The organism is Algoriphagus sp. AK58, from assembly GCF_014324365.1.
Lineage (GTDB): Bacteria > Bacteroidota > Bacteroidia > Cytophagales > Cyclobacteriaceae > Algoriphagus.
Genome location: NZ_QEIG01000008.1, coordinates 55,408 through 82,372, shown reverse-complemented (window position 1 = coordinate 82,372; position 26,965 = coordinate 55,408). Strand labels below are relative to the sequence as shown.

Annotated in this window: 29 protein-coding genes; 14 read left to right on the top strand and 15 right to left on the bottom strand. The window is 44.7% G+C overall.

Features of this window, described 5'->3' with window-relative positions:
• Positions 1-8: 8 nt before the first annotated feature.
• On the bottom strand, positions 9-791 hold the full coding sequence (locus DDT91_RS07275) for an enoyl-CoA hydratase/isomerase family protein (RefSeq protein WP_187175485.1): 783 nt from the start codon (positions 789-791) through the stop codon (positions 9-11).
• A gap of 209 nt (positions 792-1,000) precedes the next feature.
• Between DDT91_RS07275 and DDT91_RS07270 the strand changes: the two genes are divergently transcribed.
• The 5 genes from DDT91_RS07270 to DDT91_RS07250 all read left to right on the top strand — a co-directional run bounded on the left by DDT91_RS07270 (position 1,001) and on the right by DDT91_RS07250 (position 7,294).
• Positions 1,001-2,455, top strand: coding sequence for an NADP-dependent isocitrate dehydrogenase (locus DDT91_RS07270; protein ID WP_187175484.1), 1,455 nt, complete (start codon positions 1,001-1,003; stop codon positions 2,453-2,455).
• Positions 2,456-2,641: 186 nt separating this feature from the next.
• Positions 2,642-3,931 carry a glycosyltransferase family 4 protein gene (locus tag DDT91_RS07265; protein ID WP_187175483.1) on the top strand — a complete coding sequence of 430 codons (1,290 nt, stop codon included), beginning with the start codon at positions 2,642-2,644 and terminating at the stop codon, positions 3,929-3,931.
• Positions 3,912-4,997, top strand: a complete 1,086-nt coding sequence (locus tag DDT91_RS07260; RefSeq protein WP_187175482.1) for a DegT/DnrJ/EryC1/StrS aminotransferase family protein — start codon at positions 3,912-3,914, stop codon at positions 4,995-4,997. The genes DDT91_RS07265 and DDT91_RS07260 overlap by 20 nt, the downstream gene beginning before the upstream one ends.
• Positions 4,998-5,043: 46 nt before the next feature.
• Entirely contained in the window at positions 5,044-6,177 is a 1,134-nt protein-coding gene (locus DDT91_RS07255; protein WP_187175481.1) for a DUF819 domain-containing protein, read from the top strand.
• Positions 6,178-6,427: 250 nt separating this feature from the next.
• Entirely contained in the window at positions 6,428-7,294 is an 867-nt protein-coding gene (locus tag DDT91_RS07250; protein WP_187175480.1) for a bile acid:sodium symporter family protein, read from the top strand.
• 52 nt (positions 7,295-7,346) lie between these two features.
• On the opposite strand, the gene DDT91_RS07245 is transcribed toward DDT91_RS07250, so the two are convergent.
• Genes DDT91_RS07245 through DDT91_RS07220 form a run of 6 tightly spaced genes read right to left on the bottom strand, consistent with a single transcriptional unit; the run spans position 7,347 to position 11,114 of the window.
• The gene (locus DDT91_RS07245; protein ID WP_187175479.1) at positions 7,347-8,045 is read right to left on the bottom strand and encodes a hypothetical protein; all 699 of its coding nucleotides are present in this window, start codon (positions 8,043-8,045) and stop codon (positions 7,347-7,349) included.
• Entirely contained in the window at positions 8,042-8,701 is a 660-nt protein-coding gene (locus DDT91_RS07240; protein WP_187175478.1) for a hypothetical protein, read from the bottom strand. Before DDT91_RS07240 ends, DDT91_RS07245 begins: the two co-directional genes overlap by 4 nt.
• A complete protein-coding gene (locus tag DDT91_RS07235) occupies positions 8,698-9,393 on the bottom strand; it encodes a hypothetical protein (RefSeq protein WP_187175477.1) in 696 nt (231 codons plus the stop codon). The genes DDT91_RS07240 and DDT91_RS07235 overlap by 4 nt, the downstream gene beginning before the upstream one ends.
• Positions 9,390-10,076 (bottom strand): hypothetical protein, encoded by a 687-nt coding sequence (locus DDT91_RS07230; protein WP_187175476.1) that lies wholly within the window; start codon positions 10,074-10,076, stop codon positions 9,390-9,392. Before DDT91_RS07230 ends, DDT91_RS07235 begins: the two co-directional genes overlap by 4 nt.
• Positions 10,073-10,756 (bottom strand): hypothetical protein, encoded by a 684-nt coding sequence (locus DDT91_RS07225; protein WP_187175475.1) that lies wholly within the window; start codon positions 10,754-10,756, stop codon positions 10,073-10,075. Before DDT91_RS07225 ends, DDT91_RS07230 begins: the two co-directional genes overlap by 4 nt.
• Before the next feature lie 10 nt (positions 10,757-10,766).
• Entirely contained in the window at positions 10,767-11,114 is a 348-nt protein-coding gene (locus DDT91_RS07220) for a PadR family transcriptional regulator (protein ID WP_187175474.1), read from the bottom strand.
• Positions 11,115-11,207: 93 nt separating this feature from the next.
• Here DDT91_RS07220 and DDT91_RS07215 point away from each other — a divergent pair, with 93 nt between their 5' ends.
• Together DDT91_RS07215 and DDT91_RS07210 are read left to right on the top strand one after the other, a co-directional pair.
• Positions 11,208-11,810 carry a hypothetical protein gene (locus DDT91_RS07215; protein ID WP_187175473.1) on the top strand — a complete coding sequence of 201 codons (603 nt, stop codon included), beginning with the start codon at positions 11,208-11,210 and terminating at the stop codon, positions 11,808-11,810.
• 1 nt (position 11,811) lies between these two features.
• Positions 11,812-12,348, top strand: coding sequence for a GNAT family N-acetyltransferase (locus tag DDT91_RS07210; RefSeq protein ID WP_187175472.1), 537 nt, complete (start codon positions 11,812-11,814; stop codon positions 12,346-12,348).
• Here DDT91_RS07210 and DDT91_RS07205 read toward each other — a convergent pair.
• Complete coding sequence (locus tag DDT91_RS07205) at positions 12,345-13,679, bottom strand: glucoamylase family protein (protein WP_187175471.1); 1,335 nt, start codon at positions 13,677-13,679, stop codon at positions 12,345-12,347. The genes DDT91_RS07210 and DDT91_RS07205 overlap by 4 nt on opposite strands.
• Positions 13,680-13,755: 76 nt before the next feature.
• Between DDT91_RS07205 and DDT91_RS07200 the strand changes: the two genes are divergently transcribed.
• The 5 genes from DDT91_RS07200 (at position 13,756) to DDT91_RS07180 (ending at position 17,883) form a co-directional block, all read left to right on the top strand.
• Entirely contained in the window at positions 13,756-14,988 is a 1,233-nt protein-coding gene (locus DDT91_RS07200; RefSeq protein ID WP_187175470.1) for an ectonucleotide pyrophosphatase/phosphodiesterase, read from the top strand.
• A complete protein-coding gene (locus DDT91_RS07195) occupies positions 14,985-15,383 on the top strand; it encodes a group III truncated hemoglobin (protein ID WP_187175469.1) in 399 nt (132 codons plus the stop codon). The genes DDT91_RS07200 and DDT91_RS07195 overlap by 4 nt, the downstream gene beginning before the upstream one ends.
• A 413-nt stretch (positions 15,384-15,796) precedes the next feature.
• Positions 15,797-16,564 (top strand): hypothetical protein, encoded by a 768-nt coding sequence (locus tag DDT91_RS07190; RefSeq protein WP_187175468.1) that lies wholly within the window; start codon positions 15,797-15,799, stop codon positions 16,562-16,564.
• A gap of 347 nt (positions 16,565-16,911) precedes the next feature.
• Positions 16,912-17,157 carry an acyl carrier protein gene (locus DDT91_RS07185; protein WP_187175467.1) on the top strand — a complete coding sequence of 82 codons (246 nt, stop codon included), beginning with the start codon at positions 16,912-16,914 and terminating at the stop codon, positions 17,155-17,157.
• Between the two features lie 51 nt (positions 17,158-17,208).
• Positions 17,209-17,883, top strand: coding sequence for a DUF1080 domain-containing protein (locus tag DDT91_RS07180; protein WP_187175466.1), 675 nt, complete (start codon positions 17,209-17,211; stop codon positions 17,881-17,883).
• Here DDT91_RS07180 and DDT91_RS07175 read toward each other — a convergent pair whose 3' ends face one another.
• From DDT91_RS07175 to DDT91_RS07145, 7 genes are all read right to left on the bottom strand, one after another.
• A complete protein-coding gene (locus DDT91_RS07175) occupies positions 17,884-18,840 on the bottom strand; it encodes a DUF1295 domain-containing protein (protein WP_187175465.1) in 957 nt (318 codons plus the stop codon). It abuts the gene before it with no gap.
• A gap of 79 nt (positions 18,841-18,919) precedes the next feature.
• On the bottom strand, positions 18,920-19,381 hold the full coding sequence (locus tag DDT91_RS07170; RefSeq protein WP_187175464.1) for an RES family NAD+ phosphorylase: 462 nt from the start codon (positions 19,379-19,381) through the stop codon (positions 18,920-18,922).
• A 5-nt stretch (positions 19,382-19,386) separates the two neighbouring features.
• Positions 19,387-19,848 (bottom strand): antitoxin Xre/MbcA/ParS toxin-binding domain-containing protein, encoded by a 462-nt coding sequence (locus DDT91_RS07165; RefSeq protein WP_187175463.1) that lies wholly within the window; start codon positions 19,846-19,848, stop codon positions 19,387-19,389.
• Between the two features lie 285 nt (positions 19,849-20,133).
• On the bottom strand, positions 20,134-23,100 hold the full coding sequence (locus tag DDT91_RS07160) for a DNA polymerase III subunit alpha (protein WP_187175462.1): 2,967 nt from the start codon (positions 23,098-23,100) through the stop codon (positions 20,134-20,136).
• A 441-nt stretch (positions 23,101-23,541) separates the two neighbouring features.
• Positions 23,542-23,766, bottom strand: coding sequence for a hypothetical protein (locus DDT91_RS07155; RefSeq protein ID WP_187176154.1), 225 nt, complete (start codon positions 23,764-23,766; stop codon positions 23,542-23,544).
• Between the two features lie 44 nt (positions 23,767-23,810).
• A complete protein-coding gene (locus DDT91_RS07150) occupies positions 23,811-24,038 on the bottom strand; it encodes a hypothetical protein (protein ID WP_187175461.1) in 228 nt (75 codons plus the stop codon).
• A 24-nt stretch (positions 24,039-24,062) separates the two neighbouring features.
• A complete protein-coding gene (locus DDT91_RS07145) occupies positions 24,063-24,620 on the bottom strand; it encodes a hypothetical protein (RefSeq protein ID WP_111391965.1) in 558 nt (185 codons plus the stop codon).
• Positions 24,621-24,949: 329 nt separating this feature from the next.
• Here DDT91_RS07145 and DDT91_RS07140 point away from each other — a divergent pair, with 329 nt between their 5' ends.
• Entirely contained in the window at positions 24,950-26,362 is a 1,413-nt protein-coding gene (locus DDT91_RS07140) for an anthranilate synthase component I family protein (protein ID WP_111391966.1), read from the top strand.
• A 12-nt stretch (positions 26,363-26,374) separates the two neighbouring features.
• Positions 26,375-26,941: an aminodeoxychorismate/anthranilate synthase component II gene (locus tag DDT91_RS07135; protein WP_187175460.1), complete on the top strand. Its 567-nt coding sequence runs from the start codon at positions 26,375-26,377 to the stop codon at positions 26,939-26,941.
• Positions 26,942-26,965 lie beyond the last annotated feature (24 nt).

Sequence of the window (26,965 nt, the reverse complement as noted above, 5' to 3'; positions counted from 1 at the left end):
GGAGGTTCTTATTCTCCTCTGAAGACAGGCTTTCGCTTTTCCAAAAATGCCGAGGTGCCCTCTTTATAATCGCCGGATTTCACGCAGCGGGCAAAGGAATTGGCTTCTGTCTGATACCCATTTTCCTCTGAAAAAGCCGCATTGACACAATCCACAATCATTCCGATCGCCAAAGGTGCTTTGCTCATGATTTTAGCGACGATTTCTTCGGCTTTGGCGATGGCCTCAGCTTTGGTAGGTAGGACATGATTCACCAATCCGAGGGATTTAGCTTCCTCTGCAGTAATCATATCACCTGTCATCATGAGTTCATTTGCCTTCCCACGACCGACTAGAAGCGTAAGTCGTTGAGTTCCGCCATATCCGGGAATGATTCCGAGATTCACTTCCGGCTGTCCAAACTTGGCATTTGCTGACGCCACTCTCATATGGCAAGCCATCGCCAGTTCGCAACCACCGCCAAGCGTGAAGCCGTTGGTGACCGCAATGACAGGCTTATGACAGTTCTCGATCATGGAAAAGATTTCCTGACCGTTCTCCGCAAATTTTCTGGCGTTTACCTCATTCAAGGTCGCGATTTCGTTGATGTCTGCACCTGCCACAAAGGCCTTTTCACCGGCCCCTGAAATGATCACAGCCTTAATAGACTTATTGTCGATCACCTGCTCGAAAACTTCCTTAAGTTCTTCTAAGGTTGCAAAATTGAGCGCATTCATTTTGTCCTCACGGTTGACCGTAAGGTAGAGGATTCCGTTTCTTTCTTCGGTGAGGATGTTGACAAATTCAGACATAAACATTCGATTAGGTGCGAACAAATATAAGTCTGAGGTCAACTTTGGCAAATCGGCGACTTAGAAAAATCCAAAAAGGCTTCTTTGGAGGCTGTTTTCGAATTTCTTTAATCCAAACCATAAGGTATTTTTTGAAGGTAAACCGAGCCCCTTGAACCAAATTTCCTTACTTTTGCGCCAGCTAATTATCAACTAAAACAACTACTTATATGTCCTCCAAAAGAAAAATTACCGTAGCCTACGGCGATGGAATCGGCCCTGAAATCATGAAAGCAACCCTGGCAATCTTGGAAGCTGCCGGCGCTCAATTGGAGTACGATGTAATTGAAATTGGAGAGCAGGTTTATCTCAAAGGGATCAGTTCAGGGATGGAGCCCAAATCATTTGACTCCTTGAGAGAAACCAAGGTTTTTTTAAAGTCGCCAATCACCACTCCACAAGGGGGAGGTTTCAAATCTCTTAATGTGACCACCCGAAAGTCTTTCGGGTTGTATGCCAACGTAAGACCTTGTAAAGCGTATTCTCCTTTTATCAAGACACACTTTCCTAAGACTGACTTGGTAATTATCCGGGAGAATGAAGAAGACCTCTATGCAGGAATCGAACACCGTCAGACCAACGAAGTATACCAGTGTCTGAAAGTGATATCTCAGCCAGGTTCTGAGAAAATCATCAGATATGCCTTCGAATATGCCAAAAAATACGGGCGTAAAAAGGTGACCTGTATGACCAAAGACAACATCATGAAGTTGGCCGACGGTCTCTTCCACAAAACCTTTGACGAAATCGCCAAAGAGTACCCAGAAATCCAAACAGACCATAAGATTATCGATATCGGGACAGCATTGATCGCTGAGCGGCCGGAGATATTTGACGTGATCGTGACGCTGAATCTCTATGGCGATATCATCTCTGATGTGGCCGCACAGGTAACCGGTTCGGTTGGTCTTGGTGGTTCTGCCAACGTGGGCGAGGAAGTGGCCATGTTTGAGGCGATTCACGGTTCCGCTCCGGACATTGCAGGCATGGATATCGCTAATCCGTCCGGCTTGCTCAATGGTGCGATCATGATGCTGGTACATATCGGTCAGCCTGAAGTCGCAGAGAAAATCTCCAATGCCTGGATGAAAACCCTGGAAGACGGAATCCATACTGGGGACATCTATCAGGAAGGACTTTCTGCCAAGAAAGTAGGAACCCAGGAATTTGCTCAGGCGGTGATCGAAAGACTCGGACAGAAGCCTGAAAAGATGACTCCAGCTTCTTTTGACAAAGAAGATACCAAGCCGATGAACATCAAGCTTTCACCCAAGACCAAAGCTAAAAAAGAGCTTACTGGAGTGGATGTGTTTATCGACTGGGATCAGGATGGAAGAGATCCGAATGTGATCGGAGAAAAACTCCGTCAAGCCAATGCCAGCGGACTTCAGCTTCACCTGATTACCAACAGGGGCGTAAAGGTATTTCCTGAAGGCTTGAAAGAAACTTTCTGTACAGATCACTGGAGATGCAGATTCAAGACCGATGACGGAAGCGTGGTGACTCATTCGCAAGTTTTGGATTTACTTCAGCAGATCGAAAAGTTGGGTTTTGACTTTATCAAGACCGAGCATCTGTACACCTTCGACGGAGTAAGAGGCTATTCCTTGGCGCAAGGCGAATAAAACCTTTAAGTGCGCCGCGGCGTACTCGAAGGTTTGGATTCATATCGAATGCCGAATGTTGAATAATGAATTTTGAAGAAGGGGAGAGGAAACTTTCCCCTTTCTTTTTTTGGAGTCGGTTGAGGTTTTCAAAACCTCGACGGTTTGATTTACTTTGTCAGGCTTGATCTAATTTCAACTCTGCAAATGACCCGACGCGTTCTTATCATCACCTATTACTGGCCACCAAGTGGAGGTTCGGGTGTGCAGCGTTGGTTAAAATTTGCCAAGTATTTGCCCGATGCAGGCTGGGAACCGGTGATATTCGCCCCCGAAAATCCGGATTTTGATCTCCGGGACGAAAGTCTGGAGAAAGAGGTGCCCAAGCAGCTGGAAGTGATCAAGTTCCCGATTTGGGAACCCTATCAGCTTTTTTCTAAAGTAAAAGGTAAATCCAAAACTCATCCGGGAAGGTTGATGGAGCAGAAGGAAAAGGGATTCCTGGAAAAAGTAGCCATCTGGGCAAGAGCCAATCTGCTGGTGCCGGATCCGAGGGTATTTTGGGTTAAACCTTCGGTGAAATTTTTGACAGATTTGGCGCAGAGTGGGCAGTTTCAGGCGGTCATTACCACGGGTCCACCGCATAGCATGCATTTGATTGGGCGAGAATTGAAGCGAAAGACTGGATTGCCCTGGATCGCTGATTTCCGGGATCCTTGGTCGCAATGGGAGTTTTTGGACACGCTTCCAATGACTTCCTTTATCCGGAAACAACATCAGCAGTTGGAGCAAACCGTACTAAAAGAAGCCAATGCTGTCCTGACCATTTCCCCGACATTCCAGCGGGATCTGGAAAAGCTCGCCCGTCGAAAAATCAACCTGCTGACCAACGGCTACGATCCGGCTGATATCCCCGCAGGTTTTTCTCCGAAAGAAAAAGAAGCAGGAAAGCTCCATTTGGTCTATTCCGGAATCATCGATGCGATTAGAAATCCTATTCCATTGATGGAAGCCTTGAAGGCCGAGTTTCAACATGGTACCGAAGAAGTGAAATGGACTTTTGTAGGGAAAGTCAGTGAACAGGTTCAGGCTTATGTCAAGGAGGATGCCTGGCTAAGCGAGCGGATTTACTTTGCCGGCTATGTTTCGCATGGGGAGGTTTTTGGATTTTATGCCAAAGCGGATGCCTTGGTTTTAATCCTGACAGATACCAAAAATGCAAAGGGGAATATTCCGGGGAAGCTGTTTGAATACTTGGCCACTGGAATTCCGGTTTTGGCTTTGGGCGATCCTGAAGGAGATTCTGCCAAAATCCTGAAAGATGCAGGTGCCGGGCAAGTGATTGCTCATACAGATGCTGCCTCCATCAAAGCTCAACTTAGGACCTTGATGGATTCTTCTTTGAAAAAAGTTGATCCAAAAGATCTCGAAAAATACTCCCGTCAAAACCTGAGTCATCAACTTGCCCGAATCCTCGATGAAAATACCCTTTCTTGATCTCAGCCGAATGGAAGAAAGCCTGAAATCAAGGCTGAAATCACGTTTTTCGGAAGTGTTGGAAGCTGGGATTTTTTCCGGAGGAAAGGAAGTGGAGGCCTTGGAACGATCCATTTCTGATTTTTTTAAATCCAAGTATTCCATCGCCTGTGCCAATGGTACCGATGCACTTGAGCTGGCTTTGCGGGCTTTGGGAATCGGCCCCGGCGATGAAGTGATCGTCCCGGCGATGACTTGGGTGAGTACTGCGGAGGCGGTGGTGCTAGTGGGGGCTAAGCTCGTTTTTTGGGATACCGATCAGCACGGACTGTTAAGACCGGATTGGGAAAAAGCTGTCACACCCAAAACCAAAGCGGTGATTCCGGTGCACCTCTATGGGAAAATGGTGGACATGTATTCGTTGATGGCAAAAGCCAAACAGCATCACCTATTCGTGATCGAAGATGCTGCTCAGGCATTTGGTTCTTTTCAAAATAGAAAGGCTGCCGGAACTTGGGGGGATGTGGGTTGCCTGAGCTTTTACCCTACCAAAAACCTTGGGTCATTAGGCGAAGCAGGCATGTGTTTGGCTCAAGATGCTGAGATATCAGAAAAAATCAGACTCCTTCTTAACCATGGTCAGCCTATCCGAGATCAACACGAATTGGTCGGAAGAAACAGTAGGATTGATACGGTTCAGGCAGCTTTTTTGAATGTGATGCTGGAAGATTTTGAGAGAAACCAAACTAAAAGGAAGGAGATTGCCGAGAGTTATCTTGAGGGTTTCTCGGGAATTTCGGAGTTGACCTTGCCTGAAGGGATTTTAGCCAAAGATCACAATGCCCATTTGTTTGTGATTCAGACGAGGCAGAGAGATGAACTGAAAAAGTTTTTGGCTGAAAAAGGAATCGGAACAGCAATTCATTACCCGACTATTTTGCCGGATATGAAGCCTTATTTTTCACTAGGTGATTTTCCAAATGCCAGAAATCTAGCCAATCAGGGGCTTTCTTTGCCGCTGAATCCTTATTTGAAAGAGGCGGAGTTGGGATTTGTGATTGATTCGGTTTGTAATTTTTTCAGATGAGACTTTCACTTTAGGTGGATTTGTCTGATTTTTTCTATTTTCCACAATGACTTTCACCCAAGAGCCACTCTTCATTGCCGGAACCCTCTGTATTGCTGTATTTTTTGCCAATTGGCTGACGCGCTTTCCTTGGGGAAAAACGGTCGGAACACCGATTTGGGTAATTTTGATCTGTGCTTTGCTCTCCAACGTGGGAGTGATTCCGAGCGCCATGGAGGGAAGCCCGGTGTATGATGGGGTATTTCTGTATCTCGCGCCCTTGGGAATTTTTATTGCCTTGCTGGAGGTGGATCTGAAAAGTGTGAAAAAGGCAGGTTTGCCACTTCTCTTGATGTTCTTGTTGGGTTCTTTGGCAACAGTGATCGGAGTACTGGTTTCGTGGTTTTTGGTCAATCCGGCTGTTCAGATCGGTGATTTGGCACCCGCTGTGGCGGGGATGTTTACCGGAACCTACATCGGGGGATCAATCAATTTCAATGCGATTGCCTTGCACTATGAGGTCAATCAAAGTGGAAATCTCTATGCAGCGGCTACCGTGGTGGATAATTTGATTGGTACGCCATGGATCATTGCTACTTTGATTTTACCCAAGTATTTGCAAAAGTTTTTTCCTCGAAAAAAGCTCGCATCAGCAAATACAGTCGAAAAATCACAAGGAATCGAGTATGTGTCCATTTCTTCTTTGGCTTCACTATTGGCACTCGGTCTCCTGGGAATTACGGTAAGTAAAGTCTTGGTGGGCTGGTTTCCTCAGGTGCCAGAAATCATCTTTCTCACCACCTTGGCCTTGATTCTTGCCCAGTTTCCCGCTGTGCAGCAATTGTATGGAAAGCATACGATCGGATTCTTTATGATTTTGATCTTTCTGGCGGTGATTGGGACGCTGTGTGATTTTGGGGCACTGGCCCAGACGGGAGAGTTGGCGGGCACATTGATGCTGTTTGTGGGACTGTTGGTCCTGATTCATGGGCTGGTGATTTTTGGAGTAGGGGCGATGCTGAAGATGGATTGGGATGTGATTGCGGTAGCCTCTCAGGCCAATGTGGGTGGAAATACGACAGCAATTGCAGCTGCTGAAAGTCTAAACCGGCCTGATTTATTGATTCCCGGTGTGCTGGTGGGAAGTTTGGGGAATGCGCTGGGAACGTATGTGGGATTTGCGGTGGCAGGAATGCTTTGAGTATCTGGGATCAAGACGCTAGACTTAAGACATAAGAACTGAGAGACTAGATTTTAGAAACAAGACATTGTACTCAAGATTTGAGGAGTAAACTTCCTCAATCGATATTGATCCAAATGCTGAGGAAAGAGAGAATGAGTGAACAATAAAAATTCCGAATGTCGAACTCTGAATATCGAAGTAAACTGGACGCGACAAAGACATCAGACTGACTAACCAATAACCCAATACCAACCTAACCCAAAATACCATGGAATCCAGCGTTCTTACCGAGTTATTTCTGCCTTTGGCATTGGCCGTGATCATGTTTGGCATGGGGCTTAGCCTCACTCCGGCAGATTTCAAGCGGATATTGATCTACCCCAAAGCCGTTTCTTTGGGATTGTTTAATCAGATCATTTTGCTTCCGGCAGTGGCTTTTTTGATCGCCATTGCGCTTCAGCTTCCCCCTGAACTGGCTGTAGGTTTGATGATTTTGGCAGCTTGTCCCGGTGGCGCTACTTCCAATTTGATTACTCATTTGGCAAAAGGCGATTCGGCGCTTTCGATCACCTTGACGGCCTTTTCTTCCTTGATTACCGTGGTGACGATTCCGTTTATTGTCAATTTTTCTATCGGCTACTTTATCCCGGGAGGAGAAGAGTTAAAGCTGGAGATCTTGGGAACCGTGGTGGCAGTTTTGGCGATTACGATCATTCCTGTGGCGATTGGGATGTTGGTATTGAAAAAAGCTCCTGAACTGGCCAAGCGATGGGATGCTCCCTTTCGGAAGATTTCAGCGATATTTTTCGTGATTATTATTATCGCGGCAATTGTAAAAGAAAAGGATAACCTTTTGCAGTTTTTCGTGGAAGCAGGTCCGGCTTCCTTGGCGCTTAACTTAGCTACATTGGGCTTGGGGTATGGCATTGCGAAGATGGCTGGATTGAATTTCAGACAAAGTCTCACCATTGCTGTAGAGTCAGGAATCCAAAACGGAACTTTGGGAATCACCATTGCCGCTACCCTCATCGTCAATTCGGTCATGACCATTCCTTCGGCGATTTACAGCCTGATCATGTTTGGGACTGCTGCTGCGGTCATTTTGTGGGGGAATAAAAGAGTTCCAAGTTCTTGAAGTTGGATTGGTTCCGGTGAGAGGAGGCACTCACCGGGGCGAAAAGCAAAGCTTAGGGTTCGTAAATCGACTTCAATCGCTGGGTTTCGGCTGCAGCTTCTTGGATGATTTTGGGTAAAAGAAAAATGGAAATCCAGCCGATAAGCATGGAAATGATCGCTAGCGAGGCGAATACTCCCTGAAAAGTAAATTCCAATACTATTTCGGGACCAGTCAGATATTTTGATCCTTGGAGGGCAAACTGCATAATCAAATGCATCCCGCCTGTAAAGCTCAGGGCATGTTTGAATGTGGCGTAATGACGGAATCCCTTGCCCACCCAATGGTAATAAATCACCAAAAACACTGTGCTTACGAATAAAGCAATCACACCCCAACCGGGTGCAGTCATCTGCTCACCGAATAGGGTGAAGTTTTCACTGAGGAAATAAAAAGTCCAACCAAGAAGGAATAGATAAATCACCCGATAGGACGTCAAAAAGTTTTTCAAGCTTGTCCGATAGCGGTTCCAAAACTTCTTCCGGATGCTTTCCCGATAGGAATCTGCCAAGTCAGCAAAGCCAAAAATCCCGAATTCCGAATGCGTTTTCCGGAAGGCTTCATCCAGAGTCAACTTGGGGTTTTCGGCCATCAGTACTTCGATTCGACAGGCCACATGATCGAGAATCTCATACTGCACATCAATCTCTTCATAACCTTTGGAGGAGATAAGTTTTTTGAGCGTGATGATTTGGTCGAGGGAGAGGTTCAATTGGTTTTTAATTTTTGGTCAAAAGCGACTTTGACTAATGACAAAAGGTATAGTGAAGCCAAGAGTATGATAAATCCTAAAATGAACTGAGAGCTATCTAAAATAGCATCATCGGAACTTAGCTTGGTTCCAAAGTGAATCCAAGTGAGCATTCCAAAAGCAAATCCAATCCTTGAGAAAACTCCAACTTTCAAGCTGTTTAATGGCTTGTGTCGTGAGATCGATAGATTCAAAGCGTCCTTAACACCAAGCTTGTACCAAATTCCTAAGATGACCATAAATGCAAGAATCGAAGTGGTGAACAGTAAGCCTGTCACTCCAAAATTCACAAAGGCTAGAATCAATAATACCGACCATGAAGCATAGGCCAAGTTTTCTTCCCAGCCAAGATTCCAGAATTTCAGAGAATCCAGCTGTAAATGACCAATTTGCCGATTGGTGGCTTTTCGAAGTTCCTTCTCCATCTTCTTCACCACCGACCAAGCAAAGGCCTCATTGAGCTGCTGGAAAGAAGCGTCAAACTCCTCTTCCGACTTTTTCTCCAACTCGGTGAAATAATGATCTCTTAATTCGTGGAAGATTTCCAGATACTGGATTTTCAGACTTTCCAGGCGCTGATCGATTCGGTTGATTTCTTGAGGTGAAAGAGTTCTCATAGCAAAGCGGTTTTGGATTTGATTTTCCAGGCTTCGTAGGCGGAAAAGGAGACAAGAGAGATCAGGAAAGCGATAAGAATTAGGATCATTAATATCCAATTAACGCTACCCTCTGGAGTGCTGTTTTCTAGCATTTTTGGACCATTAATTAAGATGCTGGGTAAAGCCAAAAGAGTTCCAAAAGCAGCAATCAGGCTGTTTGACTCAGCGTAATTGAGTTTGAATTTTTTTGAATCCAAATTGAAGATTCTCCTTAGAGCCTTGAATTTTTTTCTGGAAGAATAGACAAGGGAAAAGTTGAAAATGTGAGAAAGAATAATTGCAGGCAGAATGGTTGAAAAAGCAAACACTGCAGGTGTTAGAATCTGGCTCAATCCATACAAAAATCCGAATAAAATTACGGTTGATAGAATTTTAGGCCAAGTGAAATACCCTTTGATCAGCTGCCAATGAAGCTTTAGGATCGCTTTATCACTGTTTTTGATAAAATCATCTTGCAAAACTCGACAGTAGAGATAAGTCCATTTCGAATCCAAAACCGCTAGCTCATTTTTGAATTCGGACTCAGAGAAGCCCTCCAAATGGCTGATGTAGTGATCATACACCTCCGCCAAGATTTCCATCACTGAGATTTCTTTGGCTATGATGGCGGTCTGCACCAGCTTGAGTTCTTGTTCGGATAGCTTTCTCATATCAAAGCAGTTTTAGATTTGATTTTCCAAGCTTCGTAGGCCGAAATCGAATAGATGTAAAGGAAAAAGCTAAAGCTCACTACCGAAAAATTTGATAAATATTCCGGTAAGAAGTTGTCGGTTCCGAGTAGTTTGGGCGTGTAAATTCCCAAGTTGAAAAATGAAATAGGCAGAAAAAGGTAAGTTACAAAGTACCTGCTGTAGGTTGAGTCGATTTTTAATTCAATGGCATTGAATAGACGTTTTATTCTTCTTATTCTGAGCAATGATGTAGCCCCAACAAAAACTATTAATGCGAGCAAGAAAAATAGGGGTGGCATCACTAGAAGCATGCGTTGCAATTTTGCTTCTAGGGAATTAGCCAAGAGGGTAATAGTTGTGATTAAGAAAAATGTAAATACCAATTTGGGCCAAGAAAAAAAACTTTTGATTAGTCCCCATTGGCTTCTTCGAATGGACTTATTAATGTTTTTGAAAAGCTCTTTTTCAAGGGTTTCACAGTAGATGCAAGTCCAATGTTTATTCAGCTCTATTAACTCCTTATCAAAATCTTCTGCCGAAAAACGTTCTAAATGACTGATATAGTGGTCGTAAATCTCCATTAAAAGTTCGGCGGAGGTAATGTGTTTTTTGATCATTGTCTGCTGCACCAGCTTGAGTTCTTGTTCTGTCAGTTTTCTCATAGCAAAGCAGTTTTAGATTTGATTTTCCAGACTTCAAGTAAAGACAGCATATATAGGGTCATCACAGCAGTAATCACTGCGGCAATACCCGGCAAAATAGGATTGAAGTCTATCCCAAAATCGAAAAGTCTCGGGAAATAGATCAGAACTTGGGCAAGCAGGACAGGCAGGTAGATTCGCTCAGAAAACGGTGTTGCAGAGGATGAATTTATAGGAATAGCTATTCCTTTGAACGTTCGCTTGATTGGCCGGATTTTTTGGGCCACTCGCCAGATGAACACAAACCAGATCATGGTCAGCAAAATCAACGGAGAGAGGATAAGGATTCCGACTTCTTTTTCAGACTGGGTTTGATTTGCGATGAAATAAAGCACAGCCAAAATACCAACTGCATAAATCCACCGAGAGGTACAGAAATATTTCCGAAGCACCTGCCACTGCGTTTTGCCAATGTCCTCTCTTACCATCTTGTTATACTTGGATTGAAGGGCATGGCAGTAGGCATAGGTGAACTTTTGCTCCAACTCCCAAAGTTGGGAGGCGAATTCCTTTTCCGTGAATCCTTGTAAGTGGCTGACGTAATGATCGTAGACTTCAGCCAATACTTCTGCTGACGTGATTTCTTTATGAAAAATCGCTAGCTGGATTTCCTTAAGTTCTGATTGGTTCAATTGCCTCATTTTTCAAAAATTAAATTCCCAATTCCGGCTTCAATCCCGGATTGATGATGCGCTGCATGCTTTCTACAAATGACTGGAGCTCGGCCAGCTTGAAGCTCACTTCCTTTTGCCCGTCTTTGGTCAGGCTGTAGTATTTCCTCACCCGATTGTCTACTTGCTGGATTTCTGTGGTCAGGAGTCCTTCGGCTTCTAGCTTGTGCAAGGCAGGGTAGAGGGCGCCCTCGGTGATTTTGATCTCGCCGGCGGTGAGCTCCTTCACTTTTTGGGTGATTTCGTAGCCGTACATCTTTTCATTTTCCTCGAGTAGCTTGAGGATGATGGTCTGAAGGCTTCCTTTGATTAGCGCGTTGCTTGACATGGTGTTAAGTTTGAATTCGAATATATCAAAATCTTATATACATAAGAAACTGAGGTATATTTTTTTCTTGGATTTTCATTTCAAATTGCGAGCATGATCAAAAGAACGTGTTTACTGTTTTTTCTGCTGATTTGCTTGGTGGGTGAGGCGTTTTCCCAATCCTATTTCAATGAGTTTGGAAGAAGGATTGTCAAGACCGAGTACGAAGACAAAATCCTGAACGGGCCGTATTTTGGTGTACCGGGTGATCAGGAAGGGGACATGAAGCTGGTTCACCGGATGCCGTCGGGCTTGACGGATGCCAGGCTTTTTTATCAAAAGTTGGGTCGGGAGGCTGACTTCGCTGCTGGCCGACCGCTCATTGTGGTTTACTATCCAGGTAAGGACGAGTGCAATTCCACGGGCTTGGCAAATGATCCCAAAAACCTAGCAAATGACCACAAAGCCATCCTTCGCTACGCCGAAAAGCACAATGCCTCTGCGCCCGTATATATTTACAATAATCCCCACGGACTTGAAAAGTATAAGGAAATCATGACCTGGATTCCTGACCCGGAGGAAGTGTTCAAGTCCAATTTCTTCCAATATCCTTACCCCTGCAGAAGCTTTGTGGTGATCAGCCCAAAAGGGAATTACCGTGCTATCTTGGGTGAATTTCCCACCTCCCAAATCGATGTAGCACTCAAGAAACTCTAACATGGAAAATCCAAGTACCGAACCTGTCATCCGAAAAGCGACTCAAGCTGACCTTGGTGACTTGCTCCATATGGCTCGAACTGCCTTTTTACAGGCTTTTACGGCTGGAAACAAACCCGAAAATGTAGCCGCTTACCTTGCGGAAGCTATTACTTTAAACCAGTTTGAAAAGGAACTGGCCAATTCTGCTTCCACCTTTTTTGTGGCCGAACTCGAGGGAGAAATCATCGCCTACACCAAAGTCAATCTGGTGCCTGCGCAGACAGATGTGCACGATCCGGATAGTTTGGAGATTGCTCGGTTGTATGTCTTAGAAGAGTATTTGGGAAGTGGATTGGGGAAAAAGCTTCTCGATACGGCCATTTACTTTGCGAAACAACATCAGAAAAAATACCTCTGGCTGGGCGTTTGGGAGCACAATGCCAGAGCTATCCGATTTTATGAAAAAAATGGCCTCCGGATCTTCGGAAGCCATCCTTTTCCATTTGGAGATGAGATTCAGAATGATTTCTTGATGCGTCTGGATTTTCAAGATTAATTGGGCTTTTGATAGCTAAAACCTAGTCTCTCGAGCCCATTTTGAATTTCAGGGATTTGCATGAATAACTTCCAGCCTAGGCCACTTCGGTAGTTTTCAATCATCGAAACCATCGGTCCTTGGTCAATCGCTAAATACCGCTGTGGGAAGAAGTTATGTTCCGGACTCATTGCGTCGTAAAATCCATACGGGCCAAAGACTTTTTCTCCATAGTTTTCGTATAGGTTTCGGATTACTTTCATGGATTCTTCGGGCGTGTAGACAATCGAGGAAATTGCCGCTGTAGGAGAGATGACTCCCGTATCATTTCCTGGGCGATGGGCGTCATAGAAATTGATCGAATACGAAGCCGTCAATCCCCAGAGATTTTCTCCATACCCTTTGAATTTTTTTGGATTTTCGATGCACCAAGCCCGATTGATCAAAGTTTGGTTCACGTTTTCCAGCCAATAATCGGCATATTGATCTTTCAGTCCTTTGGGATTGAGGCTCAGGTAAGAATAATGAGCCCAAAAAAGCGGCCCTCCCAATTGCTCGGCACCATTGTGTCTCAGCTGCAAAGGAAAACCATAACCTCCTGAGTTAGTCGCGCGGATTCCACCTGATCTTGCCCAGCCTTTGTGATAGGCTTGGCTGGAAATAGAGTGAGTTGGAGATGCCGCTGCAAGTACATAGGCGATCAGGCATTCATTGTAACCTTCGAGGGGAAAATTCATCTCCCAACCATACCTTGGCGACCAGTGCCAATAAAGGACATCTTTTCCTTGGGTATGGAAGGTCCAGTCCATCTCTTTCCAGAGTTTGTCGATTCTTGCTGCAATGGATTTTTCGGCTTCATTTCCGCTTTTGAAATATTCTCTCACCACCAGCAGACCTTGCATCAAAAAAGCTGACTCAACCAGATCAGCACCGTCGTCTTTTGGAGAAAAGGGTTTGACTCGGCCCGTTCTCCCATCCAGCCAATGTGGCCAAATGCCATTCCAGCGATCGGCTTTTTCCAGGAAAGTCAGCATTTTTTGAAATCTTCCCACTGCCTCTTGCCGACTGATCCAGCCGCGCTCAATGGCTCCCAGAATTCCGATCAAGCCCATGCCTGTACCGCCAGTGGTGATGATATGAGCGTCATTGTCAGGATACACACCATCGATATGAATCCGCTCCGGTGCCATACCCGAGTTGGGTTCGGCGCCTTTCCAGAAATATTGGAACGTGTAGTATTGCACCGTATCAAGCAGCTGCTCATCGGTGAGGATCACCTTGGGGCGAGGAGGTTTTTCAGCTTGGACGCAGGAACCAAAAAGCAATAGAATCAGGATTGGGATATTTTTCATTGGGGAAGAAACTTGTCCTTAATCTCCAAAAAAAGGATTGCATCCCAAGGTTTGATAGGTAATTTTGAAATAAAAAATGCGAAGGATCTTACTTCTGTTTTGGCTTTTTCAGGCTTCGATAGCCTTTTCGCAAGAAAAGAAACCTGTCGTGATTTTGATTTCACTCGATGGCTTTCGATACGATTACGTAGAGCGCTTTCAGCCCGAGAATCTCAGCCGATTTATTGCTGAGGGCACTGCTGCCAAGGGTTTGATTCCTTCTTTCCCATCCAAAACTTTTCCCAATCACTACACCATTGCTACAGGAATGCTGCCTGAACACCATGGTTTGGTAGACAATGCCTTCTACGAACCTTTCAAAAATCAAGTCTACACGATGGGCAATCGCGAGGTGGTGCAGGATGGCTATTGGTATGGTGGTATACCGATTTGGGTGTGGGCAGAGCAACATGGCATAAAGTCCGCCAGTTACTTTTTCGTGGGTTCGGAAGCACCAGTGCAGGGAGTGCGGCCGACCTATTATTATGATTACGATGGGAGTGTTTCCAACCTAACGCGCATTGCCAAAGTCTTTGAATGGTTGCAGTTGCCGGAGGAAGATCGCCCGCGCATGATCACCCTTTACTTTTCTGACATGGATGATACGGGTCACCGATTTGGTCCCTCTAATGATGCGGAGTTGAAAAAGACCCTAACACGTCTGGATCGTGAACTTGGAGCTTTGTTTGAAGGGCTAAAAAGCTTTGAGGAGGAGATTCATGTCATTTTGGTATCCGACCATGGTATGGCTGATGTCAAAAAAGAGCAGCTGATTAATTTGGATCAGTTGACTCAAGGGATTGAGGCAAGGGTGGTCAACAATGGTGCTTTGGCTCACCTTCATCTGAAAAATCCTGAGGATAAAGCGAGCGTGATCCGCCTCCTTTTGGATAGATCTCCAGACATTACCATCGATGATCTGAGTAAAAATGAAAATTATACAGATGTCAGCAAGTTTCCCCAGAGAATAGGGGATCTGCTTATTCTTCCCAAATTAGGCAATTACTTGGCTGATGAGCGGGGTATGATGAGATATCAAAATAATTCATCAAGATTTAAGACTGAGGTATTTGGGGAACATGGGTTTAGTCCCAGATATCAGGAAATGTGGGGTATTTTCTATGCCAAAGGACCAAAAATTAAATCCGATGTTCAGATCGAACCTTTTCAAAATATTCATATTTATCCGCTCCTATGTCAGATTTTGGACTTACCCATTCCCGAAAATATTGACGGCAAATTTGAAGTTTTAGCTCCTGTATTGAAATGAACCGAATCCCGATCCAATCCCGAAAAGAGGTTGATTTCTTGGTCAGAAGATTTTATGATCAAGTAAGACAGCATGACTTGTTAGGGCCGGTATTTAACCAAATCGTGGAAGATTGGGATCTTCATTTGGCTCACTTGTCTGATTTCTGGGAGATGATTCTTCTCCAAACTGGTCCCGGCGCAGGCAAATTCAATCCCACTAAGGTGCATCGGGAAGTGGATGCAAAAGTTGATTATTCTGTTGATCAGGTACATTTCGGCAATTGGTTGGAACTTTGGTTTTCGACAATTGACCGATTTTTCGAAGGTGAGGTTGCTGAATATGCAAAAGAACATGCGAGAAGGATGGCACATATGCTTTTTATGAGAATCTGGGAGGCAAGGCCAAAAAACTGAGCGTCTTCATAGATTTTATTTGATAGACTTAAAAAGCTGGGATTTTTGGTTAAATTTTCAAGAAGGTTTTCTACTAAGTTTATGGAAGATGCCGATTGGACTCTTCTGAAGGAGAGTTTTTTAAAACCCAAACAAATAGAAATATGAGAAAGGAGATTTTGCTTTCGGTTAGTTTAATTTTCCTGGGTCTCTTACAAGCTTTTCCTCAAGCTCAAGAAAAGCTCTTCGATTCTGAGTCCCCGATTAGCATCAAAATGAGTTTTTCGATCAAGGAAATTAAAGCTAAGACCAATGATTCCACTTTTATGGATTCTGAGATATCGGTTGAGACTTCACCGGGAAATTGGCAAACCTTCCCATTTGAAATAAGAACAAGAGGGAACTTTAGATTAGAAAACTGTTTCTATCCCCCCATGCGAATCAAGCTCAAAAAGGATGAAGCAAAGGGGACGATTTTTCAGGGGAACAGGAGCCTAAAACTGGTTTTACCATGCAGTAAATCAAAAACCGCGGACAGCTTCCTCGGTAAAGAATACCTTGCTTATAAGCTATACGAAAAAGTGACTGAATACACGTTTGATACCCGTTTAGTAAACGTGGAATTCACAAATCTGGATGATAAAAAAGCGGAACCTGTCCTACTTTTGGGTATTTTGATAGAAGATGATGACGAAGTTGCCAAACGCTTTGACGGAGAGATTCTCAATAAGAAGATCCCGCCAAATATCATGGAAGACTTTGCCACGGTGAGGCATGACCTTTTTCAGATGATGATTGGCAATACCGATTGGTCTGGATTGTATCAGCATAATCAAAAGGCAATGGTTATTGGGGAAAAGACGATTATTCCCTTGGCTTATGATTTTGACATGACTGGATTGGTCAATCCTCCGTATGCACAAGTTAATTCGGCAGTAGGTATTGAGAAGATAACAGATCGGATGTATCGGGGTTTTTGTAGAAATCCGGAGATATTTCAGTCAATAAGGAAAGAGTTTTTGGAAAAAGAAGCCACCATCTTTCAGACAATTGAAGATACTAAAATGTATTTCTCAGAATCTGATGCGAAATCTGTGAGGGCTTTTATCAAGGAGTTCTACGATATACTAAAAAGTGATAAGCTCTTTCAGCAGAAAGTAGTCGATTCATGCAGAAAACCTGACGGAACTTACTCATTCTGATTTTTGCAGTTTTTCCTAATATTAAAGTTGTATTAAAGTGAAGTTGCAGAATTTGCAAATCGAATAAAGCTGTTGACAAAAACTTAGGGAATTTAACCAAACTTAAAAAAGCCTTCTGACTCAATATCAGAAGGCTTTTTTCTTCTATTTCCTAATTTCAAAACATGTTCTGTCAATAATTACAAATCGACATAAGGGTGATTTTTTAGATACCTTGTTTTTTATTTCTTTCCCAAAGAGAAAGGAGCCCACTCCCTAATCTTCATTTTTGATACTGATTTTTTTTGTCTTTTTCCCAATCCAACTAGTGTGGATTGACCGTAATTCTGATTTTAAAAATGAGGTTTATGAAGAGCTATATTAAAAAGACCAAAATATTGATCTCTGTATTTCAGGAGTTTGGCATTCCTCTCACTGGGAAAAGAAAATTAATGCAGTTTTATTCAGAAATACCGGTAGACCGTTTTTATGTGGAAGGTATTTTGTTTGAACTGGAGAGCCGGCTGGGAGTTTTGTTGGAGGATGAGGAAAACATTCTTATTCAGTCTCCATTGGATGTGATTAACGCATTCAAAAGCAAAGCCCTAGCTTGATGACTTGAAGAAAAAGGCTATTTTTAGTCTTTTGAGTCACTCCTCCAGCATATGAAAAGATACTTACTCCCTGTCTGTTTGATTTTATGTTTTTCGGTTCAGACCTTTGGTCAGGTATCACTTTTTGATGGAAAATCTTTAAAGGGTTGGTACATGGATGTACCCGATTTGCAAAAAGACAGCAGTTTGAGAAAACCCTTCATCGTTCGGGACGGACTTTTGGTAAGTTTAGGCACACCTGGAGGTCATTTGATTTCAGAGAAAACCTATGAAAACTATATCCTGGAGTTTGAATATCGTTTTGCAGGAAAGCCGGGAAACTGTGGAGTTTTGGTTCATGCTTCTACACCAAGAGCCCTTTATGACATGTTCCCCAAGTCGATTGAAGTCCAAATGATGCACAGCAATGCCGGGGATTTTTGGTGTATTCAAGAGGATATCCAAGTTGATGACATGGAAAAGCGTCGTGGTCCAAAAGAAAACTGGGGCATTTCGGAGGGGAAAGAGCGAAGAATTATCAACCTTACCGATGACTCCGAAAAGCCGCTAGGAGAATGGAACCGAATGAAAATCAAATGTGAGGGAGACCGAATTACCGTTTGGGTCAATGGGGATTTGGTCAATGACGGCTACGGAGCTACTGCACAAAGAGGACAAATCGCCATTCAGGCAGAAGGGGCAGAGGTCGAATTTAAAGGATTGATGTTGACTTCTCTTAGGCCTTGATTAGGCAGTCGGTGCAGGATTGGGTTGAGGTTCGCCTTTGGTTCCGGGGATAAACCGAGGTACTCTAGCCTGATACTTTTTGTATTCGGGATATTTGGAGGCACTGATTTCTTCGCTGAAGTTTGAGCTGCCTTGGAAAAGAATCAGCAGGAGCATGGCACCAACAATCGACCAATTGAGCCACTGTGCAGATACTACGACAGAGAAAAAGTAAAAACAAACCCAAATCCCCTGCTCACCAAGGTAGTTGGGGTGACGGGAAATGGCCCACAGCCCTTTATCCAAAAAGCCTTTGGCAAAATCTCCATGAAGTAGTTTTCCTTCTCGGATGAGTCTCCATTTTTCACTTTGAAACTTCCAATGCTGCTCATCAGCGATAGTTTCTATTACCAAAAAGAATAAAACTCCAGCCGCCACAACCAAATCCCAAACTCCCAACGGGATCCCATCAAACTGCATCGTCACGAGCATCGGCAGAGTAAAAAGCAGGATTAAAACATTTTGATAACCTGAGATAAAAAACAGGTTGAATAAAGTCCATTTCCATCGGGGCTGAAACTCCGGTTTTTTTCGTAAAATCTCCCAGCGATAGTCTTCCTCTCCTTCCCAGAATTTCAATCGATAGGCACCTTTTCGGGCAAAGTTGTAGGTGAGTCTCGCTCCCCAAGCCGTTACCAAAAATGCCATTAGGATCATCCTCGGACTGAAATCCCCATAGTAGGCCATCACCCAAGCGTAGATAATGGGCAGAATACTCCAATACTTGTCAACTTGGCTGTTGTTGTTTGTGAGTTCCCCGACTAGGAAGCAATAGGCAATGGAAAAACCGCAAATTTTGATGAGAGTGCTAAGCGTTTCCCACTCTTTTTCTCCCAAAGGAATTCCGAAAAAATAAGTGAAAACTGGAACAACAAGAAGGGTAAAAATGAGAATGAGAGCAGTCTGGATGATCTTCATTTTGGTGCATTTATTTTGAAAATTAATTCAATATAAAAAGTTTCCAAATTTGACTGTCATTCTTTTTGACTGCAAAAGTCTAGGTGGATCTTAGAATCCACTTGTCCAGTTCGAGCCCGTAAATTCTATATTCCAAGGTATGGAATCTTTCCGATAGAGGATTGATGACGAAATTAACTGAACTCGGGTCTACCACCGAGGGAGCTGCAAAGCAGAGAATTCCTGTCTTTAACAACTTCGTTCCAAACTCCATCGAGCCCCGAACAGCCGGGATCTGATTCCAGTCCATCGGTAATTCTTCTATTTTGGGAAAGGAGATCAAAGTTTCCGGAATGTTGAATTCCATGACCGAGTAAAGTAAATAACGCTCAGATGAAAGCAACTCAGAATCAATAGTTAACCTTTCTAAAAGTGAAGCAGAAATGCTCGCTCCGGCATAGATGGCTGGATGACCAGGGAGATTCCATCTGCCTCCGTAGATTTTGGCACCTTCGCCGCTCAGATCGCAATACTGCGTTAGTGCAAGTCTGTAGACTTTCATCCGGCTCAAATAGCGATCCCGTGATGTAGGCGCATGATCTCTGCCTTGAGCAAGTCAATGCCCGTCGATACATCAATCAAATCTAGCGGAGTACGATTGCCGAGGGAAAAAAGCGGCCTTTCCATCCATCGTCTGAATCCTTCCCTTCCAAAATAATTAATGCCCATGGCATACAGCTCTGCCAACTCGTAGAGCTTCTCTGACTGTCCGGTGTCAAACACTTCCTTGCGCTGAAGTGTCTTGGCGGAGACACCCAAAGCATCCGCCAGGGTCTCATAGTCAAGACCTGATAGTGCTTTAAAACTCTCGAAGGAACTTTTGTTTAGGCCACTGCGAAAGGTGTCCACCCGTGATAGCGGCTCGTCCAAGTCCGCCAAATCTAGGCGGAGAATGTCCTCCACACTCATTTTGGCTTTTTGATAAAGGGCTGCTACGGGCTCGCTTACTTTTAAGGTCTTTTTAGCCATGATGATTTTCGGAAATTTGTCTCTTAATATAATGTAATTTGTCCTATTTTTATCTTTGTCCCTCAATTTTTTTATTCATGTTTATGCATTGGGAAAGGACTTTTTTTTAAACCACATTAAACTCATAGAAATACATAGTTTTTCGCCTTGGAAACCTTTTTCTATGTGGCTTACAGGCTACAAGTAAGAAACCCTTTGTGAGCGCCCTCTTTCTCTTGAACGACTCTCTGTTCAAAAACCTTTGAGTCCTCTCCTTTATTCTTCGTGTTCTTTGTGGCAAAAAACTCAATCCGCGGCATTCCAATACGCCATCCGCTCCAGCTTGTCCACTTCGATCGAGTAGAAGCCGAATTCTTCCACGACTTTCCCCTCGATCCGGTAGATTGCGCGGCCTTTGAATGGATATTTTTTCACCACAGGCGGGAAGTGTACCGTATCGATCCAGTCTCCGTCCCGATCCAGAAAGGTCCCGAAGTTCATTACATCGCCTTTGACCGTTCTGGTGTATTTCACAGTCACCAGATAGCCTAAGATCATCACTTGCTTCCCTAGGTACTGAGTCATTTCCCTTGCTTTGATGCCTCGGACGCTTTGGTCCTTGACCAGGTAAAAAGGGGAGTCAAGCGGAAACTCCAAAATATCGATTTGATCGAGGATGTCCTGTCGAATGTCGGTTTCGTCGAGGTCAGGGACTTGTGGAGGCTTTTTGCCAAAGCTGATCTCTGTCGTGGCTGAGCGGAAAAGCTCATTCGTGCTCACTACGGCTTTTCTCTTGTTCTGAAGAAAATGTGCCTCCCATAGCAGTTCCTGCTTGGTTTTGCCGGTAAACCGAAAGCAGGTCATCCGGATCAGAATCAGGAGCTGCTCCAGCCCGATCTCCACCCGGGCTACAAAGTCTGCCAAACCCAGAAAAGGCCCATTTGCTCTTCGCTCCGAAAGCAGTTTTTCCACGGTGGCTTTTTCCAGGTATTTCATGTGGATAAAGCCGAGGAAGACAGTTTTTCCTGTGATTCGGGTCAGGTATTCGCTCTCGTTCAGATGCGGAGCCTGGATGTCGGCCCCGTTCATGCGGAGCTCGTGCACATAGAATTCGGTGTGGTAAAATCCCCCGAAGTTATTAATCACGCCGACCATAAACTCCAGTGGAAAATAGGCCTTGAGGTACAGGCTCTGATAGCTCTCCACCGCAAAGGAGGCCGAGTGTCCTTTGGCGAAGGAATACCCCGCAAAGCTCTCGATCTGATGCCAGACTTCTGCGGCGACTTTTTCCTCACGGCCCAGCTTCTTGCAGTTTTCGAAAAACTTCTCTTTCACTCGCTGGAATTCATCCTTGGAGCGGGACTTTCCGCTCATCCCTCTGCGCAGCACGTCCGCTTCGCCCAGACTCAGCCCTGCAAAATAATGGGCCACTTTGATCACGTCTTCCTGATAGACCATGATGCCATAGGTCTCAGGCATGATGTCTGCCATCACGGGATGAGCTTGCTTTCTCCTCTCTTCATCGATGTGCCGCAAAATATACTCCCGCATCATTCCCGATCGGGCCACACCCGGGCGGATGATGGAGCTGGCAGCCACGAGTTCCAGGTAAGTGTCGGCTTTCATTTTTGCCAGCAGCATGCGCATGGCGGGCGACTCCACGTAGAAGGCACCAATGGTGTGTCCGGTGCGGAGGTGTTCCTTGATTTTGGGATCTTTTTTGAATTTCTCCACTTCGCGGATATCCACTTTCACTCCTTGGTTTTGGTAGATGATTTCCAGAGCCGACTTGATGTGGCCGAGCCCTCGCTGACTCAGGATGTCAAACTTGTGCAGCCCAATGTCCTCGGCCGTGTGCATGTCGATATGTGCGAGCGGAAACCCCTTCGGAGGCATATCCGTCGCCGTGAAGTAGTGGATCGGCCTATGCGAAATCAAAATTCCGCAGGCGTGAATCGTCAGATGCGAAGGCATGTCGTGCAGCACCTTCGAGTATTTGATAATCAACTTGCCAAACTGATCGGGTTCATAGCCTTCCTTATCGGCGTGATGGATCAGCGACTCGATGTCGGTCTTGGGCAGGCCAAAGACCTTACCGAGTTCTCGCAACATGGAGTTGTACTGAAAAGTACTGTAAGATCCCAGCAGGGCCACATGCTCTTCTTGCTTTCCGTTGTATTTGCGGAAAATATAATCTGTCACCTCATCCCGATCCGTCCAGCTGAAGTCGATGTCGAAATCGGGGGGATTTTCCCGATACAGGTTGATAAAGCGCTCAAAATACAAGTCCAGCTCGATCGGATCCACGTCCGTGATGCCCAAGCAGTAGGCCACGATGCTGTTGGCACCCGAGCCCCGGCCCACGTGGTAGAAGTTGCGGTGCTGCGCAAAAGTCACGATGTCGTAGTTGATCAGGAAATAGGAGACAAAGCCCTTTTGCCGGATGAGTTCGAGTTCCTTGTCTATCCGTTTGTTGATTTCCGGAGAAAAATTCGGGTAGCGATTGAGGGCCCCTTTGAAGGTCTCTTGTCGGAGAAAGTCAAAGTCTTCCCAGTCCGAGCCGAGAATATCCCTACGGTTTTTGACCGCTTGGAAGTAAAAGGAAAACTGGCATTGCTCGAGGAGTTTTTGGGCATTGACGAGGAGGTAGCTATGGCTTTCGCAGCGGGCAATCAGGTCGGCATAGGAATAGAATTGATCCGTAGGATCAGCCTGTTCTGTTGCCGGAAGTTTGCTTAGCAAGGTATTCAGGTCCATGCTGCGCAAAAGTCGATGGGCGTTGAACTCGAGCTTGGAGCTAAAAGTAGCCGGCTGCAGGAGTACGAGTTTTTCCTTTCGTCGGTACCAAGGTGAGTTAAGTACTTTATTGAGCTGTGCGGGATGCACCCCGACGTATTCATTTTCCCGCAGGGGAAAGGCCTTCTCCGAAAAGGGATAGATCACAAAGCTATTTTCAAAAGCCGGGGCCTTGGACTTAAACTCCCGCTTGCGGGTCAGATGCTCGGAAAGGTGTTTATTGAGTTCGAAAAAACCCTCCTGATTCTGCGCCAGGCCGATGTATTGCTGCTGTACCCCGTTGCGGAAGTCGATGCCGATGACGGGGTGTATGCCGGCTTTTTGTGCAGCACGGATAAAAGGAAATACACCGGCCGTGCAGTTGATGTCGGTCAGGGCGAGGGAGTCGAGTCGTTTGCCTTTCGCCTCAGCGATCAGCGCTTCCATAGACATCGTCCCGTATTTGAAGCTGAAGTGAGAATGGCAGTTGATAAACATGTACGATTTATAATTGGGTAAAACTTTTGAGGTTTTTGACACCTCGAAGGTTTCGAGATACACTCCGTGAGATACGCTTCGCGAAATACGCTCCCTGTGGTTGCGAGATAGTGCAGCCATCGCTGTCCTGCGTCTCCAGACGCTGGACTGACTGGATTGATGTGAATGCTGTTTCTAGAGAATCAGCATAGCAGTAAAGACCTTCAAGGTTTTTGGAAACCTCAAAGGTCATCAAACATTAAAATGTCAATAATTTAAACATTTTAATGTTTATAAATTAAACAATAGGATTGGAATCAAGTCAAGGGATTGACTGATTTTTGGAGGAAAATGTCGTGGGAAACAAAGTTGAGTCCAGTCTGATTTTGAAAAATCTTAAGGAAAGTCTAAAAAAGTAATTCACTTGAACCTATCAGGCAGGGTACTTTAATAAATGTAATTCTACAATTCATTAAGCAGGTCCTTGATGTCTGTAGCCTTGAGTTTACCCTCTTGGATCAATTTAAGCTCTTCGAAAGATCGTTTCAAGCTCTTTACTAATTTGGCGTCATCTTTAGAAAGTGACTTGACTTTGACAAATTTGAAGTGCTGGAGAAGTTCCAAGACAAACTCAGTCTTTTTACCTTCAATTTCCAATAAGAAAATTTTTTTGTCAGACTTATTCATGATTGTTGAAAGTAATACTCTCCTAGCAGTACCCAATAATTAAATCAAGCCTTCGCCAGCGTCAGTTGAAACTCCAATGGGCTGCAAGGCTGGAATTCATCGGCGGCCAAATCCTCAAAAATCTCTTCATCGGCCTGAATATCCGTCTTTTCGATTTTGCCATCCGGATGAATAATCAGTTCGATCCCGGTGAAATCTGTCGGGTTTACCATGACCAAAACCTGATAATCGTCAAATACCCGCTTGAAATACTGTGAAATTGCTTTGGCCATACTTTTTTATGCGAAGCTAATCAATCATTTCCTGTTATTGAAAGAGGTGACAGGTGCTGCGTAGTAGATCACATCAGCAGGTGGCTTTTGGGTAGCTTTTATCTGATCGAATACAAAAAAGGTGTGGGCAAGAAAATCTTGTTCATTTAGGGGCTTCACGGGATTAATCCCGAAATTCTCTACAATGAAAACAGGCCCAAAAGGTCCGATGATCTCAAGCCCATTCCGATTTCGTGTTCGTTTCAATTTGAAAACTTCTCCTCCCACAAATTCAAATCGGGCATTTCCCCAAAAGTAACTTCCTTTTCCTCTTGCCACTTGCAGTTTGGAGTCTTGGTCAACAATTCTTGCGTTTTTTAGAATTCCATTGGCATTATTGTAGAACATGCGGAAAACACGCCCATCGTAATGAAGATCTGCATATTGAAATCCGGGATCGATTTTCAACAGCGTGTTTTCACCTCCGGATTCCTGGTATTTCACCTCAATCATCGGGACTTCCCAGGACGCGGCTGATTGAGACTTGACTTGGAAGGAGAGGATCATCAGTCCGAAAAGCAGAAAAATAGAACGGGTTTTCATGGGAGTGGCTGTTAGTTGTTAGCCTTAACGAAATCATTTGGTTGAGGTTCAGTTGCTTTGAAAGCAAATTCGACCCATTCATTTATCAAAATGGCAGATAAAAATTATTTTTTTTGAAAAATCCGAAATGATGCTTTGTCTTTTCCAATCCCTTTCTAAATTTGCTCACCTATTATGAAAACAATCGCAAACAAATACTGGTGGTGGCATTCTTCAACTTTCCAAGGGAAAGCTCAGAAAGCCGTTGCCTAAATTTTGCGCAGCACATATCACAGAAGGCTTACTGGATTTCCCGGTAAGCCTTTTTTTATGCCAAAAAATAATCCCTGATGAACCACGTCAAGTATCCGATTCTCACTACCTACCGCAAGCGACTGGCAGATACCATCACGCCGGTGAGCATTTACCTGCAGATCCGGGACCGATTTGCCAATCCGATTTTGCTCGAGTCTTCAGACTATCACGGACAGGAAAACAGCTATTCCTACATCTGTTTCAATCCTTTGGCGACTTTTGACTTCAATGCCGGGCAGGTCACCGAGAAGCTTCCCGATGGGAAAGAACTAGTCTACGAAGTCACCGCACAAAAGCGTCTGATGGACTGTCTGCGGGCTTTTGGGAATAAATTTGATCCGACTCCGGACAAGTTTAAGTTCAGTACCAACGGGCTTTTTGGATACATTCAGTACGATACGGTGGGCTGGTTTGAGGATATCAAACTGAGCAAAACTTCGCCCAATGAGATCCCTATGATGCACTATGCGATGTATCAAAACATCATCGTAGTGGATCATTACAAAAACGAATTGCACCTCTTTGAACACCGAGTGGCAGGAGCAAACAATGCCGAATACATTGCTGAGATCGAAACGCTTCTTAACAATAAGAACATCCCGGCTTATTCCTTCAAAACCGTGGGCGAGGAAGTTTCCAATTACACCGATGAGGAGTTTTTGAAGATTCTCAACCAAGGCCGCGAGCATTGCTTCCGAGGAGATGTATTTCAGATTGTGCTTTCGAGACGCTTTTCCACCGAGTTTAAAGGCGATGAATTCAACGTCTATCGTGCACTCCGTTCAGTTAATCCTTCACCCTATCTGTTCTATTTCGACTATGGTTCTTTCAAAGTCTTTGGTAGTTCGCCCGAGGCACAGATTGTGGTCAAAAACCGTAAAGCGACCATTTTTCCGATTGCGGGTACGTTCCGGAGAACAGGCAATGACATCGAGGATGCCGAATTGGCTAAGAAGCTCTTTGACGATCCCAAGGAAAATTCTGAGCATGTGATGCTGGTGGATTTGGCCAGAAATGACCTTTCCCGATCTTCTGATTTGGTTGAGGTAGACGTTTTCAAAGAAATTCAATATTACTCCCATGTGATTCACTTGGTTTCCAAAGTTACCGGTCAGCTGGCGCAAGGGGCTAATCCCCTTCAGTTGGTTGCGGATACTTTTCCGGCGGGTACGCTTTCCGGAGCTCCGAAATACCGGGCGATGGAACTGATCGACGAACTCGAAAATGTCAGCCGCCAATTCTACGGCGGAGCGATCGGCTACTTGGGGTTCAATGGAGATTTTAATCACGCCATCTTGATCCGCTCTTTTGTCTCCGAAAATAATCACCTGAGATTCCAAGCTGGAGCAGGAGTGGTAGCGAAAAGCTCGATTCCCTCAGAGTTGCAGGAAGTGGCGAATAAGCTGGAGGCGCTGAGAGTGGCTTTACGGGCTGCTGAACAAATTTAAACCTATTGAACCATGCGAATATTGGTATTAGATAATTACGACTCCTTCACCTACAACTTGGTCTATATCGTCCGGCAACTGGGCTATGGAGCGCAGATGGATGTCTTCCGAAATGATAAAATCAGCTTGGAAGAAGTCGCCAACTACGATAAGATTCTCCTTTCTCCCGGACCGGGTGTTCCTTCCGAAGCTGGCATTATGCCGGAGTTATTGAAGAAATATGCGGCCACCAAGTCGATTTTTGGGGTATGCCTGGGACATCAGGCGATTGGGGAAGCATTTGGCGGAAGCCTCATCAATCTGTCTGAGGTGCTTCACGGAGTAGCCTCCGAGGTAACGGTGCAGGATGATTTGTTATTCAAAGACATTCCGAAAACCTTCAAAATCGGTCGTTACCACTCTTGGGTGATCGATGAATCAACGCTTTCTCCAGACTTGGAAGTCATTGGAAGGACGCCCGATCGACAGATTATGGCGGTGCGCCACAAGCAGTTCGATGTTCGTGGAGTTCAATTTCACCCCGAAAGTATTTTGACCGAAAATGGAGTCAAAATCATGCAAAACTGGTTAGAATCTTAAATTTGAAGTTCACCCCACCACTAG

Bases quoted from the DNA above. Each gene is read 5' to 3' on its own strand.
- DDT91_RS07275 (WP_187175485.1), bottom strand. From the start codon at position 791: ATGTCTGAATTTGTCAACATCCTCACCGAAGAAAGAAACGGAATCCTC.
- DDT91_RS07270 (WP_187175484.1), top strand. From the start codon at position 1,001: ATGTCCTCCAAAAGAAAAATTACCGTAGCCTACGGCGATGGAATCGGC.
- DDT91_RS07265 (WP_187175483.1), top strand. From the start codon at position 2,642: ATGACCCGACGCGTTCTTATCATCACCTATTACTGGCCACCAAGTGGA.
- DDT91_RS07260 (WP_187175482.1), top strand. From the start codon at position 3,912: ATGAAAATACCCTTTCTTGATCTCAGCCGAATGGAAGAAAGCCTGAAA.
- DDT91_RS07255 (WP_187175481.1), top strand. From the start codon at position 5,044: ATGACTTTCACCCAAGAGCCACTCTTCATTGCCGGAACCCTCTGTATT.
- DDT91_RS07250 (WP_187175480.1), top strand. From the start codon at position 6,428: ATGGAATCCAGCGTTCTTACCGAGTTATTTCTGCCTTTGGCATTGGCC.
- DDT91_RS07240 (WP_187175478.1), bottom strand. From the start codon at position 8,701: ATGAGAACTCTTTCACCTCAAGAAATCAACCGAATCGATCAGCGCCTG.
- DDT91_RS07235 (WP_187175477.1), bottom strand. From the start codon at position 9,393: ATGAGAAAGCTATCCGAACAAGAACTCAAGCTGGTGCAGACCGCCATC.
- DDT91_RS07230 (WP_187175476.1), bottom strand. From the start codon at position 10,076: ATGAGAAAACTGACAGAACAAGAACTCAAGCTGGTGCAGCAGACAATG.
- DDT91_RS07225 (WP_187175475.1), bottom strand. From the start codon at position 10,756: ATGAGGCAATTGAACCAATCAGAACTTAAGGAAATCCAGCTAGCGATT.
- DDT91_RS07220 (WP_187175474.1), bottom strand. From the start codon at position 11,114: ATGTCAAGCAACGCGCTAATCAAAGGAAGCCTTCAGACCATCATCCTC.
- DDT91_RS07215 (WP_187175473.1), top strand. From the start codon at position 11,208: ATGATCAAAAGAACGTGTTTACTGTTTTTTCTGCTGATTTGCTTGGTG.
- DDT91_RS07210 (WP_187175472.1), top strand. From the start codon at position 11,812: ATGGAAAATCCAAGTACCGAACCTGTCATCCGAAAAGCGACTCAAGCT.
- DDT91_RS07205 (WP_187175471.1), bottom strand. From the start codon at position 13,679: ATGAAAAATATCCCAATCCTGATTCTATTGCTTTTTGGTTCCTGCGTC.
- DDT91_RS07200 (WP_187175470.1), top strand. From the start codon at position 13,756: ATGCGAAGGATCTTACTTCTGTTTTGGCTTTTTCAGGCTTCGATAGCC.
- DDT91_RS07195 (WP_187175469.1), top strand. From the start codon at position 14,985: ATGAACCGAATCCCGATCCAATCCCGAAAAGAGGTTGATTTCTTGGTC.
- DDT91_RS07190 (WP_187175468.1), top strand. From the start codon at position 15,797: ATGCGAATCAAGCTCAAAAAGGATGAAGCAAAGGGGACGATTTTTCAG.
- DDT91_RS07185 (WP_187175467.1), top strand. From the start codon at position 16,912: ATGAAGAGCTATATTAAAAAGACCAAAATATTGATCTCTGTATTTCAG.
- DDT91_RS07180 (WP_187175466.1), top strand. From the start codon at position 17,209: ATGAAAAGATACTTACTCCCTGTCTGTTTGATTTTATGTTTTTCGGTT.
- DDT91_RS07175 (WP_187175465.1), bottom strand. From the start codon at position 18,840: ATGAAGATCATCCAGACTGCTCTCATTCTCATTTTTACCCTTCTTGTT.
- DDT91_RS07170 (WP_187175464.1), bottom strand. From the start codon at position 19,381: ATGAAAGTCTACAGACTTGCACTAACGCAGTATTGCGATCTGAGCGGC.
- DDT91_RS07165 (WP_187175463.1), bottom strand. From the start codon at position 19,848: ATGGCTAAAAAGACCTTAAAAGTAAGCGAGCCCGTAGCAGCCCTTTAT.
- DDT91_RS07160 (WP_187175462.1), bottom strand. From the start codon at position 23,100: ATGTTTATCAACTGCCATTCTCACTTCAGCTTCAAATACGGGACGATG.
- DDT91_RS07155 (WP_187176154.1), bottom strand. From the start codon at position 23,766: ATGAATAAGTCTGACAAAAAAATTTTCTTATTGGAAATTGAAGGTAAA.
- DDT91_RS07150 (WP_187175461.1), bottom strand. From the start codon at position 24,038: ATGGCCAAAGCAATTTCACAGTATTTCAAGCGGGTATTTGACGATTAT.
- DDT91_RS07145 (WP_111391965.1), bottom strand. From the start codon at position 24,620: ATGAAAACCCGTTCTATTTTTCTGCTTTTCGGACTGATGATCCTCTCC.
- DDT91_RS07140 (WP_111391966.1), top strand. From the start codon at position 24,950: ATGAACCACGTCAAGTATCCGATTCTCACTACCTACCGCAAGCGACTG.
- DDT91_RS07135 (WP_187175460.1), top strand. From the start codon at position 26,375: ATGCGAATATTGGTATTAGATAATTACGACTCCTTCACCTACAACTTG.